13 protein-coding genes are annotated in these 13,389 nt (G+C 66.5%); 8 read left to right on the forward strand and 5 right to left on the reverse strand.

Annotation, left to right across the window (positions count from 1 at the left end):
• Positions 1-12 precede the first annotated feature (12 nt).
• The 5 genes from mltG to fabD form a co-directional block, all read right to left on the reverse strand.
• Positions 13-1,422: an endolytic transglycosylase MltG gene (gene mltG, locus ACSQ3M_RS04770; protein WP_436148911.1), complete on the reverse strand. Its 1,410-nt coding sequence runs from the start codon at positions 1,420-1,422 to the stop codon at positions 13-15.
• Positions 1,423-1,671: 249 nt separating this feature from the next.
• Positions 1,672-2,937 (reverse strand): beta-ketoacyl-ACP synthase II, encoded by a 1,266-nt coding sequence (gene fabF / locus ACSQ3M_RS04775; RefSeq protein WP_436148912.1) that lies wholly within the window; start codon positions 2,935-2,937, stop codon positions 1,672-1,674.
• Between the two features lie 177 nt (positions 2,938-3,114).
• Entirely contained in the window at positions 3,115-3,348 is a 234-nt protein-coding gene (locus tag ACSQ3M_RS04780; RefSeq protein ID WP_043236751.1) for an acyl carrier protein, read from the reverse strand.
• A 257-nt stretch (positions 3,349-3,605) separates the two neighbouring features.
• Positions 3,606-4,343: a 3-oxoacyl-[acyl-carrier-protein] reductase gene (gene fabG / locus ACSQ3M_RS04785; protein ID WP_436148913.1), complete on the reverse strand. Its 738-nt coding sequence runs from the start codon at positions 4,341-4,343 to the stop codon at positions 3,606-3,608.
• A 30-nt stretch (positions 4,344-4,373) separates the two neighbouring features.
• Positions 4,374-5,318 carry an ACP S-malonyltransferase gene (gene fabD / locus ACSQ3M_RS04790; protein ID WP_436148914.1) on the reverse strand — a complete coding sequence of 315 codons (945 nt, stop codon included), beginning with the start codon at positions 5,316-5,318 and terminating at the stop codon, positions 4,374-4,376.
• Between the two features lie 347 nt (positions 5,319-5,665).
• Here fabD and rpsF point away from each other — a divergent pair, with 347 nt between their 5' ends.
• The 8 genes from rpsF to ACSQ3M_RS04830 all read left to right on the forward strand — a co-directional run bounded on the left by rpsF (position 5,666) and on the right by ACSQ3M_RS04830 (position 13,378).
• The gene (rpsF, locus tag ACSQ3M_RS04795) at positions 5,666-6,118 is read left to right on the forward strand and encodes a 30S ribosomal protein S6 (RefSeq protein WP_436148915.1); all 453 of its coding nucleotides are present in this window, start codon (positions 5,666-5,668) and stop codon (positions 6,116-6,118) included.
• Between the two features lie 2 nt (positions 6,119-6,120).
• Positions 6,121-6,366 carry a 30S ribosomal protein S18 gene (gene rpsR, locus ACSQ3M_RS04800; RefSeq protein WP_038367644.1) on the forward strand — a complete coding sequence of 82 codons (246 nt, stop codon included), beginning with the start codon at positions 6,121-6,123 and terminating at the stop codon, positions 6,364-6,366.
• Positions 6,367-6,513: 147 nt separating this feature from the next.
• Positions 6,514-7,458, forward strand: coding sequence for a DUF2232 domain-containing protein (locus ACSQ3M_RS04805; RefSeq protein WP_436148916.1), 945 nt, complete (start codon positions 6,514-6,516; stop codon positions 7,456-7,458).
• A gap of 51 nt (positions 7,459-7,509) precedes the next feature.
• Positions 7,510-8,076, forward strand: a complete 567-nt coding sequence (gene rplI / locus ACSQ3M_RS04810) for a 50S ribosomal protein L9 (protein WP_436148917.1) — start codon at positions 7,510-7,512, stop codon at positions 8,074-8,076.
• Between the two features lie 164 nt (positions 8,077-8,240).
• Positions 8,241-9,731, forward strand: coding sequence for a replicative DNA helicase (locus ACSQ3M_RS04815; RefSeq protein ID WP_436148918.1), 1,491 nt, complete (start codon positions 8,241-8,243; stop codon positions 9,729-9,731).
• Entirely contained in the window at positions 9,728-10,858 is a 1,131-nt protein-coding gene (gene alr / locus ACSQ3M_RS04820; RefSeq protein ID WP_436148919.1) for an alanine racemase, read from the forward strand. Before ACSQ3M_RS04815 ends, alr begins: the two co-directional genes overlap by 4 nt.
• Before the next feature lie 183 nt (positions 10,859-11,041).
• The gene (gene radA, locus ACSQ3M_RS04825) at positions 11,042-12,466 is read left to right on the forward strand and encodes a DNA repair protein RadA (RefSeq protein WP_436148920.1); all 1,425 of its coding nucleotides are present in this window, start codon (positions 11,042-11,044) and stop codon (positions 12,464-12,466) included.
• A 195-nt stretch (positions 12,467-12,661) separates the two neighbouring features.
• Complete coding sequence (locus tag ACSQ3M_RS04830; protein ID WP_436148921.1) at positions 12,662-13,378, forward strand: CvpA family protein; 717 nt, start codon at positions 12,662-12,664, stop codon at positions 13,376-13,378.
• The last annotated feature ends 11 nt before the right edge of the window (positions 13,379-13,389 follow it).

The following is a 13,389-nucleotide window of genomic DNA, read 5'->3' on the forward strand; positions in this document are numbered from 1 at the left end:
TCCCGAAGCGCGTCAGGGCTTCAGCGGCGGCACCTGCTTGGGGCTGTTGAGGTCGAAGGTCTTGTTCAGCAGCGGATCCCGGGTGGTGCCTTCGGATGCGTCGAAAGCGCGGGCCCGCGTCCCGGCCGGCCCCGCTGTCGCGCCGGCCTGCACCGGCTGGCCGGCGGCCGCGCGGCGGTTGCCCGGAACCGGGAAGCTCTCCGGCTGGGCCTGATCAGGCGCCGTCGCAGCCTGGCTATCCTGCTGCCGGGTAGCGGCAGGTGCCTCGGTGCGCTGGTCGGTCGCCGGTGGCGGCTCGGCCCGGTCGACGCCACCGTCGACGGCAGGGCGGCCGGACTCGCGGCGCGCCGACTCGACCTGGCGCCAGCGCGCGACGTTGCGGTTATGCTGCTCCAGACTCTCGGCGAAAGCGTGCCCGCCGCTGCCGTCCGCGACGAAGTAGAGGTCCTTGGTCCGCGAATGATTGACCACCGCCTCCAGCGCCGCGCGGCCCGGATTGGCGATCGGTCCTGGCGGCAGGCCTTCGATCACATAGGTGTTGTAGGGCGTCGCTTGGGTGATCTCGGGGCGCGTAATTCCGCGGCCGAGCGTGCCCTTGCCGCCGACGAGGCCGTAGACGATCGTCGGGTCGGATTGCAGCTTCATCTTGCGGTTCATCCGGTTGATGAAGACGCCGGCGACGCGCGGCCGCTCGTCGGCACGGCCGGTCTCCTTCTCGACGATCGAGGCGAGGATCACCAGTTCCTGCGGCGTCTTGATCGGCAGGTCGGCCGGGCGCTTGGCCCAGACCTCGTTGAGGATGCGGCTCTGGTCGCGCGTCATCCGGTTAACGATGGCCTGACGCGTCGAGCCGCGCTGGAACTTGTAGGTGTCCGGTAGGATCTGTCCTTCGCGCGGCACCTGGATGACGTCGCCAGTAAGGAGGTCATTCTGCTGCAGACGGGCGATGATCTGCTCGCTGGTCAGGCCCTCGGGAACGGTGATCGAATGCTCGACCGCCTTGCCCTCGGCGATGACGTCGAGAATCTCTCTCTGGCTGGCGCGCGCCTTGAACAGGTATTCGCCGGCCTTCAGGCTGGCGGCCTTGCCCGAGGTGAATGCCGCGACCTTGAAGGCCCAAGGGTGCTCGATCATCCCCTCGCGCTGCAGCAGCTCGGCAATCTCCGTCACCCCGTTTTCCTTCGGGATGATCAGGACACGATCAGTGGCGAGCGGTCCCGGGGCCTTGCTGCGGCCGTCGAGATAGACAATGCCGCCGCCGACAGCGCCGGCGAGGATGAGGGTCGTCGTGAAAAGCCCACTGAGCAGGGCGATAAAGGGCGAACGCCGCCGCTTGCGCGCCTTCGGCGGCGGGGCCGGCGGCGCGACAGGCTTCAACGCCTCGTTTGGACTCCTCGGCGCGACGCGAGGCGGCTGACTCATGATGCTTTCGCCCGATTCCCTGACATCGCGACCGGCAATGCCGGCGTCGATCCGATCTAGAGCCCGTTCCGATCAGCTTGCACCGCAAGCTGATCGGTAAAACGGTCTCTAAACTCAAAGTGAGAGACGGATTCACCGATCAGATTGATCCCAATCTGATCGGATCCGGCTCTAGTGGCAATGCCGGCCGCATACTGGCACGACAGCGGCGACAGGCTAGCGAAAATTGTGGCGAAAGCGCGCTTGTCGTCAGTCGGCGAAGCGGCGCATCACCAGCGAGGCGTTGGTCCCGCCGAAACCGAACGAGTTCGACAGAGCGATGTCGACCTTCCGCTTCTTGGCCTTGTGCGGCACGAGATCGAGCTCGGTCTCGACGGAGGGGTTGTCGAGGTTGATCGTCGGCGGCACGATCTGGTCGCGGATGGCCAGGATCGAGAAGATCGCCTCGATCGCGCCGGCCGCGCCGAGCAGATGACCGGTCGCCGATTTGGTCGAGGACATGGCCGGCCGAGTCGGGGCGTTGGCGAGCAGGCGCTCGACGGCGCGCAGTTCGATCTCGTCACCGACCTGGGTCGAGGTGCCATGGGCGTTGATATAGTCGACATCCGAGGCGCGCAGGCCAGCCCGCTTCAGCGCCGCCTGCATGCAGCGATAGGCGCCGTCGCCATCCTCGGAGGGAGAAGTGATGTGATAGGCATCGCCCGACATGCCGTAGCCGACGATCTCGGCATAGATTCGAGCGCCGCGCTCCTTGGCGTGCTCGAGTTCCTCGAGCACCACGACACCGGCGCCTTCGCCCATGACGAAGCCGTCGCGATCCCTGTCATAGGGGCGCGATGCCTTCTCGGGTGTCTCGTTGAAGCCGGTCGACAGGGCCCGGCAGGCGCAGAATCCGGCGATACCGATGCGGTTGACGGCGGATTCGGCACCGCCCGCCAACATGACCTCGGCATCGCCGAGCGCGACCATACGGGCCGCATCGCCAATGGCATGTGCGCCGGTCGAACAGGCGGTGACGACCGCGTGGTTCGGCCCCTTCAGGCCATGCTCGATCGAGACGTAGCCGGCGGCCAGATTGCTGAGGCGGCCGGGGATGAAGAAGGGCGAGAGGCGGCGCGGGCCGCGTTCCTTCAGCAGCAGCGAGGCCTCGTAGATGCCGCCCAGCCCGCCGATACCGGAACCGATGGCGACGCCGGTCGCGATCTGGTCTTCGTAGCTCTCGGGCTTCCAGCCGGAATCCCGCAGCGCCTGCGTCGCCGCAGCCATGGCGAAGATGATGAAATCATCGACCTTGCGCTGCTCTTTCGGCTCCATCCACTCATCGGGATTGAAGGTACCGTTCGAGCCGTCGCCGCGCGAAACAGTGCAAGCGATCTGCGCCGGCAGGTCGGACACATCGAAAGTGGTGATCGGGCCGGCGCCGCTTTCGCCAGCCAGAATGCGCGACCAGCTCGGCTCGACCCCGCAAGCAAGCGGGGTCACCATCCCCAGTCCGGTGACGACGACACGTCGCATCGGTCTTCCTCAATTCAGCCTCGGCGCGCTGGAGCAGGATGCGAAAAAGTGGAAACCGGTTTTTCGCATGAATCCTGCTCCCACTTTTGATGAGAGACGGATTCAGATTTCAGTTGGAATCGCCTTGCAATTCCAACTGAAATCATCCGGCTCCAGCGCGCCGGGACCAAGCCTTTGTCAGGCCGACTTCGACAGGAACTTGACCGCGTCGCCGACGGTCACGATCGTCTCGGCCGCGTCGTCGGGAATCTCGACGCCGAACTCTTCCTCGAATGCCATGACCAGCTCGACGGTGTCGAGGCTGTCCGCACCGAGGTCCTCGATGAAATTGGCGCCTTCGACAACCTTCTCCGGCTCAACGCCGAGGTGCTCGATCACGATCTTCTTCACGCGCTCGGCGACATCGCTCATGGGTCTTTCCCTCAAACTTCGAAAACACACCGCTGAAAGCGACGCGTGGGTGGAAAACTGATTTCCCGGCTCGGACCTTCGCCTGACGGCGAACCATGCCGGGAGTTCATGGCTGCACAAACGCAACAACCGGGCCGGCGTCAAGTCCCAAGAGTGCCGATCGGCGCTTGGCCGGCTGGGTCATTAACATACTCGTAATAGGCTGGCGAGAGCGTAGCCCATACCTTCAGACGAGTGAAAAGACAAAGCTAACCAGCTCAGATCATTGCCATTCCGCCGTTGACGTGCAGGGTCTGCCCGGTGACGTAACCGGCCTCGTCGCTGGCGAGATAGGCAACGGCAGCTGCAACGTCCGCTCCCTGCCCGAGCCGGCCCATCGGAACGTCGGCGAGAATACCCTCGCGCTGCTTCTCGTTCAGCACTTCTGTCATCGGCGACTCGATGAAGCCTGGCGCGACGACGTTGACGGTGATGTTGCGGCTCGCCACCTCCGCCGCCAGCGACTTCGACATGCCGATCAGGCCGGCTTTGGAGGCGGCGTAGTTGCCCTGCCCCGGATTGCCGCTCGTGCCCACAACGGAGCCGATCGAGACGATGCGGCCATAGCGTCGGCGCATCATGCTCTTCACGGCCGCGCGCGAGAGCCGGAAGGCCGCGGTCAGATTGACGGCTAGGACGAAATCCCAGTCCTCGTCCTTCAGGCGCATGAAGAGGTTGTCGCGGGTCACGCCGGCATTGTTGACGAGGATGTCGAGCCCGCCGAGCTTGGCTTCGGCCGCCGGCACCAGCGCCTCGACCGATTCGCGGTTGGACAGGTCACAAGGCGTGATTTCGACCCGCTCGCCCAGCTCTTTCGCCAGTGCCTCCAGCGCCTCGACCCGCGTACCGGACAGGGCGACCGTCGCGCCCTGGGCATGAAGCCGCCGCGCAATGGCGCCGCCGAGGCCGCCGGTGGCGCCGGTGACCAGCGCCTTCTTTCCCGTCAGATCGAGCATAGTGCCTCCCTTGTCCGGCTTTTGCGCCGTTTAGCCCTTCTGGGCCTTATACGCGGCGATGTCGTCCGGAGATCCGATCGACGCCGCCGCAGTTCCCGCGGCGATGCGCTTGACCAGGCCGGCGAGCACCTTGCCTGAGCCGACCTCGTAGAACTGGCTCACGCCGCCAGCCGCCATCGCCTCGACGCATTCGCGCCAGCGTACGGTACCAGTAACCTGCGCCACCAGCGAGGCGCGGATCGCGGCCGGATCGCTGAGCGGAGCCGCGCCGACATTGGCCATCACCGGCACGACCGGAGCCTGCATGGTGACCTCGGCGAGTGCTGCCTGCATCGCTTCGGCCGCCGGCTGCATCAGCGCGCAATGGAAGGGCGCGGAGACCGGCAGCAGCATGGCACGGCGCACGCCGCGTTCGCCGGCCAGCGCAATCGCTCGCTCGACCGCTGCCTTGGCGCCCGAAAGCACGACCTGGCCGCCACCATTATCATTGGCCACCTGGCAAACCTGGCCCTCGGCGGCATCGGCTGCGATCGCGCGGGCCTGGTCGAGTTCGACACCGAGCAATGCCGCCATCGCCCCCTCACCGGCAGGCACAGCCTTCTGCATGGCGTCGCCGCGGATGCGCAGCAACCGGGCCGCGTCGCCGATCGAGAAGGTGCCGGCCGCGGCCAGCGCCGAATACTCGCCGAGCGAATGGCCGGCGACGAAGGCGGCATCGTTCTTCAAGGAGAGCCCGGCTTCAGCCTCGAGCACACGGGTCGCGGCGAGACTAACGGCCATCAGGGCGGGCTGTGCGTTGGCCGTCAGAGTCAATTCCTCGGCCGGGCCTTCCCACATCAGGGCAGAGAGCTTCTGCGCGAGCGCGGCATCGACCTCGTCGAAGACGGCACGCGCCACCGGGAAGGCTTCGGCGAGCGCCTTGCCCATGCCGACCGCCTGCGAACCCTGCCCTGGAAAGATGAAAGCCGTCGCCATGCCGCAATGGTCCTGAAAAGAATGCTTGGTTAACAAGTTTGGGCGCACTCGCACCGTGCAGCCGACCAAGTCAAGGCGTTGCGCGACGAAAGTCGACTTGCATCGACGTTTTCCGATGTTTTCAGCTTGCATGGCACGCCGTCACGATGTAACGACCGCCTCGGTTTGTTCGGCCGGAGGCTGAACGGACGGCGAGGCGATTCCTCCAGGGAAACGTTTCGCAGGCTCCTCGTTCTTCGAGGGCCGCCGTCCCGTGTCTCCGCCTTCGAAGAAATCCTGTCGGGCCTTTATCCAGGGCTCGGAGGGCTCCGCGTCGGACGAAACCGGTGAACGAAGAAAGGCCACTTATGGCATTGTACGAGCACGTTCTGCTCGCGCGGCAAGATGTCAGCGCGCAGCAGGTCGAGGCCCTTGTCGAGCAGTTCAAGGGCATCATCGAGGCGAATGGCGGTTCCGTCCCCAAGGTCGAGTACTGGGGTGTGAAGTCGCTGGGCTATCGCATCAAGAAGAACCGCAAGGCGCACTACTCGCTCCTGAACATCAACGCTCCTGCGGCCGCCGTGGCCGAGATGGAGCGCCAGATGCGCATCAACGAGGACGTGCTGCGCTTCATCACCATCCGCGTCGAGGAACTCGAGGAAGCTCAGTCGGTCATGCTGCAGAAGCGCGACCGCGACGAGCGCAGCGATCGCTTCGATCGCGGCCCGGGCGGCGACCGTTTCGACCGTGACCGCGGCCCGCGCCGCGAGCGCCCGCGTCGTGAAGACGAAGCTACCGAAGCCGTCGTTGGGGAGGCCTGAGCATGTCGACTGCATCTGCCGGCGCCCGCCGCCCCTTCTTCCGTCGCCGCAAGTCCTGCCCGTTCTCGGGCGAGGGCGCGCCGAAGATCGACTACAAGGATGTGCGCCTGCTTTCGCGCTACATCTCCGAGCGCGGCAAGATCGTGCCGTCGCGCATCACGGCCGTCTCGGCCAAGAAGCAGCGTGAGCTCGCCCAGGCGATCAAGCGCGCCCGCTTCCTCGGCCTGCTGCCTTACGTCATCCGCTGAGCGGATGAGGATTTCCCCGGCGGCGTCCTGCGCCGCCGGGTCTTCGATTTGACATGACTTGGTCGCCAGGCGGTGAAAACCCGTCTGGTATGTTGAGGCGATAGCCTCTCACCCTGCCCTTTTGAGCAGCGGGACAGCAGGACGGATATGCTCCCTATCGTCGGCATCGGCGCCGGGCTGGTCTCAGCCCTTCTGTTCACAGTGGTGATCACCGGATCGCCGCTGGCGCTGCTGTTGTCCTATGTCGCGCCGCTCCCGGTCTTCATCGCGGCGCTCGGCTGGAACCACCGCGCCGGGCTGGTGGCGGTCGCCGCCGGGACGCTCGCCGTCACGGTCGTGCTCAAGCTCTCGCTCGGCCTCGCCTTCGCGATCGGCGCGGCGTTGCCAGCCTGGTGGATCGCCTATCTCGTTTTGCTCGCCCGCGATGACAGCAACGGCAACAGCGAATGGTATCCGCTCGGGCGCCTGCTTGTCTGGATCGCCGCCATCGCGACGCTGGTAACGGTCGGCGGCGCGCTCGCGATCTCCACGGATTTCGAAACTTATCGCCGCGTGATGACGCATGGGCTGCAGCTCCTGTTCACCGGCGGCGAAGGCATCAGCCCGGTCGTGCGCTTGCCGCCCGGCGTCGATGCCGGCGAGCTCGCAGCACAGCTCGCCATGCTGGTGCCCGTCGCTGCGGGCGCCTCCTTCGCGCCGATGATCGTCGCCAATCTCTGGCTGGCGGCGAAGGCTGTGCAGCTCTCGGGCCGGCTGCCGCGGCCTTGGCCTGTAATTCCCTCGACGCGCCTGCCGACCATGGCCGTGGCCGGGCTCGTCGGCGGGATTCTGCTGAGCTTCGTCGGCGGCTTCGTCGGCCTCGCCGGAGCGGCCCTGGCCGGGGCGCTGATCGCTGCCTTTGGTCTCGCCGGCCTCGCCGCCGTGCACGATCTCAGCCGCGGCAAGGCCTGGCGGTCGCCGACCCTGTTCGCGCTCTATCTCGCGCTGGTGATCATGCTGGTCACCGTCTTCCCGTTCCTCGCGCTGCTCGGCATCGCCGACGCGCTGATCGACCTTCGCCGGCGCAAGCCGCCGGCGTCGCCTGCCGCCTGAATTCAACGCCTGCCCAAGATCCTCGATTACGAACTCTGAAGGAGAAGACCCATGGAAGTGATCCTGCTCGAACGCGTCGCCAAACTCGGCCAGATGGGCGAGACCGTGCGCGTCCGCGACGGCTATGCCCGCAATTTCCTGCTCGCCCGCGGCAAGGCGCTGCGCGCCACCGAGGAGAACAAGAAGCGTTTCGAGACCCAGCGCGCCCAGCTCGAGACCCGCAACCTCGAGCTGAAGCATGAGGCCGCTTCGGTCGCCGAGAGCCTGAACGGCCAGTCGGTCGTGATACTGCGCCAGTCCGGCGAATCCGGCGTGCTCTATGGCTCGGTCTCGACCCGCGACATCGCCGAGGCGCTGAGCGCCGCAGGCTTCTCGGTCGACCGCAACCAGGTCACGCTCAACACCCCGATCAAGACGCTCGGCCTGCACACCCTCCCGGTCGTGCTGCATCCGGAAGTCTCGGTCACTGTGACCGTCAACGTCGCCCGCTCCGCCGAGGAAGCCCAGCGCCAGGCTGCCGGCGAGAACGTCACGGCCCGCGAGGAGTTCGACCTCGACGATCTCGGCCTCGAGGTCGGTGCAGCGCTGGCCGAAGCCGGCGACAACGACGACCGCTGAGCGCTTCCAGACGCTTACCAGAGTCAACGGGCGCCGTGGCAACACGGCGCCCTTTTCGTATCGCCTGTGAACTAGGGTGGATTGCGCTACTGACACTCGCCAAGCGCCGGCAAATGCTAGATTGAGCTTGTCCCGACTCACCGCATAGAGATTGCTCGCAGGCTATGGCCACCGCCACCGCCCTCGTCGCCCGCCTCGACACCAACCGCGAGGCGAATTTCCGCGTCCAGCCGCACAACATCGAGGCGGAGCAGGCGCTGCTGGGCGCGATCCTGGTCAACAATGACGCCTTCTACCGCGTCTCGGACTTCCTGCAGCCCGACCATTTCTTCGAGGAGCTGCACCGGCGCATCTTCGAGATGACGGCGAGCCTGATCCGCGCCGGCAAGATCGCGACGCCGATCACGCTCAAGACCTTCATGGGTGAGATCGATCTCGGCGGCGTCACGGCGTCCCAGTATCTGGCCCGGCTCGCCGCCGAAGCAACGACCGTCATCAACGCCGGCGATTACGGGCGAACCGTCTACGACCTCGCCATCCGCCGCCAGCTGATCGGCGTCGGCGAGGAGCTGGTCAACGTCGCCTATGACGCGCCGGTCGAGATGGCCCCGCGCGAGCAGATCGAAGACGCCGAGCGCAAGCTCTATGCGCTGGCCGAGAAGGGCCGCTACGAGGGCGGCTTCCAGAAATTCGACGGAGCGCTCCGGCTCGCCATCGACATGGCGGCAAGCGCCTTCCAGCGAGCCGGCGGCCTCTCGGGCATCTCGTCCGGCCTGCGCGACCTCGACCAGCGCATGGGCGGCCTGCAGCGCTCCGACCTGATCGTGCTCGCCGGCCGCCCGGCCATGGGCAAGACCTCGCTCGCCACCAACATCGCCTTCAACATGGCCAAGGCCTGGCGCGGCGAACGCCAGGATGACGGCTCGCTCAAATCGGTCGATGGCGCCATCGTCGGCTTCTTCTCGCTCGAAATGTCGGCCGACCAACTCGCTACCCGTATCGTTGCCGAGCAGTCGGGCATCTCCTCCTACAAGATCAGGCAGGGGCGCATCACCGAGGCCGACTTCGCCCGGCTGACAGACGTCGCCGCTCAGATCGAGAAGCTTCCGCTCTATATCGACCAGACCGGCGGCATCTCGATCGCCCAGCTCGTCGCCCGCGCCCGAAGGCTGCAGCGGCAGAAAGGGCTCGACGTCCTGTTCATCGACTACCTCCAGCTCCTCTCCGGCTCGGCCAAGAAGGGCGAGAACCGCGTACAGGAGGTGACCGAGATCACCACCAGCCTGAAGGCGCTGGCCAAGGAGCTCAACATCCCGATCATCGCGCTCTCGCAGCTCTCGCGCCAGGTCGAAAACCGCGACGACAAGCGCCCGCAGCTCTCGGACCTGCGTGAATCCGGCTCGATCGAGCAGGACGCCGACGTGGTGATGTTCGTCTATCGCGAGGAATACTATCTCAAGGTCAAGGAGCCGCGGCCCGGCACCGAGGAGCACAACAAGTGGCAGATCGATATGGAGACGGCGCACGGGCTCGCCGAGCTGATCATCGGTAAACAGCGCCATGGCCCGACCGGAACCGTCAACCTGCAGTTCGACGCGGAAGTGACCCGCTTCTCCGACCGCGCCGACGAAACCCATCTGCCGGATCGCCTATGACGAGCTTCGACACCCCCGAGAATGCCGGTCACGGCGCCTTGCTGACCATCGATCTCGGCGTGCTCGCCGCCAATTGGCGCCTGCTCCGGCAGCGTGCCGGCACGGAAGCGTCCGCCGTGGTCAAGGCCAATGCCTATGGCATCGGCATCGAGCCTGCCGTCACCGCTCTCACCAGTGCCGGCTGCAAGACCTTCTTCGTCGCGCATCTGTCAGAAGCGGTGCGCGCCCGCGCCGTCGCCCCGGAGGCGACGATTTACGTGCTCAACGGTCTCGCGCCGGAGACCGGCGGAACTTTCGCCGAGCACGATCTTTCGCCGGTGCTGGGCTCGCATGAGGAGCTGCTCGAATGGGCCGGCTTCCGGCAGAGCGGCGCGAGGGTCAGGCCGGCGGCGCTGCATGTCGACACCGCCATGAACCGCCTCGGACTCTGGCCGGGCGAAGGGCTCGACCTGGCGCGCGAGAAGAGCGGGGTGATCGCCGCAGCCGGGATCGGACTGGTCATGAGCCATTTCGCCTCCTCCGAGGTGGTCGACGATCCGGCCAACGCCCGGCAGATCGCCGCCTTCGCCGAGATCGCCGCGGCCTTTCCCGGCGTGCCGGCGTCATTGCTGAATTCCTCTGGCCATTTCCTGCCGAACTGCCCCTCCTATCAGCTCACCCGGCCGGGCTACGCGCTCTATGGCGGCAATCCGACCCCCGGAAAGCCGAACCCGATGCGGCCGGTCGTCGGGCTCGAAGCCCGGATCATACAGCTGCGCGAAGTCGAGGCGGGCACCCAGGTCGGCTATAACGGCACCTGGACGGCGAAGGGGCGGCGCAAGCTCGCCACCATCAGTCTGGGCTATGCCGACGGCTATCCGCGCAATGGCAGCTGGACCGATCGTTCGCAGGGTGGCTCGGCACTGGTCGGTGGCGTGCGCTGCCCCTTCGTCGGCACAGTCTCGATGGACCTGATCATCGTCGATGTCTCCGACGCGCCGGCCGATGCAGCCGTGCGCGGCGCACCTGTGACGCTGATCGGTGGCGAACTCGACCTGGAGACGGTCGGCGCCGGCGCCAAGACGATCGGCTACGAGATCCTGACCAGCCTAGGCCGCCGCCATGCGCGGCGCTATGTCGGGCTGTAGCGCTTTGCTTGAATTCTCCACCGTCATTCCGGGGCGCGGCAAAGCCGCGAGCCCGGAACCCATGAACACAGGCTTTGGAAGCAAGGCTCAGCCCGTTCTGGCTTTTCCAATCAGGCCTGTGTTCATGGGTTCCGGGCTCTTCGCTACGCGAAGCTCCGGAAAGACGCAGAGGTTCTTCGGATAATGGCCAAGCGCGGCCCGACCTATATCTGCCAAGCCTGCGGCGCGGTCTATCATCGCTGGCAGGGCAAATGCGATGCCTGCGGCACCTGGTCGTCGCTTTCCGAGGAAGCACAGGCCGCGCCGGTCCCCGGCGGCGGCCGTCCGTCTTCCGGGGGACGGGCGCGCGGTCGCATTTTCGCGCTGGAAAGCCTGAAGGGCGAGACGCAGGACGCGCCGCGCATCGTCTCCGGCATCGCTGAGCTCGACCGTGTCACCGGCGGCGGCTTCGTGCCGGGCTCCGTCCTCCTGATCGGCGGCGATCCCGGCATCGGCAAATCGACGCTGCTGATGCAGGCCTGCGCCGCTATGGCGATGACAGGCCGTCGCGTCGTCTATGTCTCGGGCGAGGAATCAACCGGCCAGGTCCGTCTCAGAGCCCAGCGCATGGGCCTCGCCGAGGCGCCGGTCGATCTTGCCGCCGAGACTAACATCGAAGACATCATCGCCACCCTCGGGCAAGGCGAGCGCCCTGCCCTCGTCGTGATCGATTCGATCCAGACCATGTGGTCCTCAGAGGTCGAGAGCGCGCCCGGCACGGTGACGCAGGTGCGCGGCTCGGCCCAGGCGCTGATTCGCTATGCCAAGACCTCGGGCGCCTGCATGATCCTGGTCGGCCATGTCACCAAGGACGGCCAGATCGCTGGGCCGCGCGTCGTCGAGCACATGGTCGACGCGGTGCTGTCCTTCGAAGGCGAAGGCGCGCACGCCTTCCGAATCCTGCGCGGCCAGAAGAACCGATTCGGCGCGACCGACGAGATCGGCGTCTTCGAGATGACCGGCGCCGGCCTTTCCGAGGTCAGCAATCCCTCTGCCCTCTTCCTCGCCGGTCGTGATCAGGACGCACCGGGCGCGGCCGTGCTCGCCAGCATCGAGGGCACAAGGCCGGTCCTGGTCGAGATCCAGGCGCTGGTGGCGCCGAGTGCGCTAGGAACACCGCGCCGCGCCGTGGTCGGTTGGGAGAATAGCCGCCTTGCCATGGTGCTCGCGGTGCTGGAGACGCATGGCGGGCTGAAGCTCGGCCAGCACGACGTCTATCTCAACGTCGCCGGCGGCCTGCGCGTCGGCGAACCGGCGGCGGACCTCGCCGTCGCAGCTGCGCTCATTTCCTCGCTGACCGGGGCGATCCTGCCCTCGGGCGCGGTCCATTTCGGCGAGATTGCGCTCTCGGGCGCGATCCGGCCGGTCTCGGTCGCAGCCGCGCGGCTGCGCGAAGCGGCGAAACTCGGTTTCGAGAGCGCGGTGCTGCCTGCGGCAGGGGCCGATATCGGTGACGGCAACGGCTTGAAGCTGCGGCGGCTGAGCCATGTCGGCGAGCTCGTAGCAGAGATTGCGGCGAGCGCGCCTAGAGCCCGCTCTCGCCAGCCTGCAGCGCAAGCTGATCGATAAAATGGTCTCGATTCTCAAGGGAGAGACGGATTCACCGATCAGACTGAACAGCCTGATCGGTGCCAGCTCTCGCCGCAGTGCAAAATGAGCCGACTGCATGGGTGACGCGCGGCACGCGAGCGGGTATAGCAAAATCCGCCCGGCCCACCCATTTGACGCGTGCCGGCCCCGAATTTGCAGCGAAGCGGCCCTGACATGCCTGTGACAATTCTCGATCTCGTCGTCATCGGCGTGGTGCTGATCTCGGCTTTGCTGGCAGCCGTGCGCGGACTGACGCGCGAAGTGCTGGCGATCGGCTCCTGGGCCGCCGCCGCGGTCGTCGCCTGGATCTTCCATCCGCAGCTGCTGCCGCTGGCGCAGCAGTACATCTCCAACAAGACCGTAGCCCTGGTCGCGGTGATCGCCGCGCTCTTCCTGGGCACGCTGATCGTCGTGTCGCTGATCACGGCGCGGATCTCGGACTTCGTGCTCGATTCGCGCATCGGCGCGCTCGACCGCACCCTCGGCTTCGTCTTCGGTGCCGCACGTGGCCTGCTGCTCGCCGTCGTCGGCTATCTGTTCTTCATGACCCTGATGGGTGACAAGAACCTGCCGACCTGGGCAAAGGACGCCCGAGCCAAGCCGCTTCTCGAAGAAACCGGGCGCAGCTTGCTGACCATGCTGCCGCAGGACCTGAATTCCGACTTCTTCAAGAAGCTTATTCCGTCGAAGGGCGGCTCAGAGCCCACGGAGGCCCCCGCCGAAGAGCCGCGCACGCCAGGCGCCAACCCGCCGGCCGGCAGCCCCCCTGCCGATCCGCAGCGCCGCACCCAGGCGCCTGCCACCGATCGGCAGGCGCTGCAGCGCGTGATCGATTCGTCCGCTCCGGCCACCACCGGCGCGGGACCCGCCCCGGCGCAACGCCGGCCCTGACTGGAGTATAA

The organism is Allobosea sp. LjRoot90 (genome assembly GCF_964254315.1).
Classification (GTDB): Bacteria; Pseudomonadota; Alphaproteobacteria; order Rhizobiales; family Beijerinckiaceae; genus Allobosea.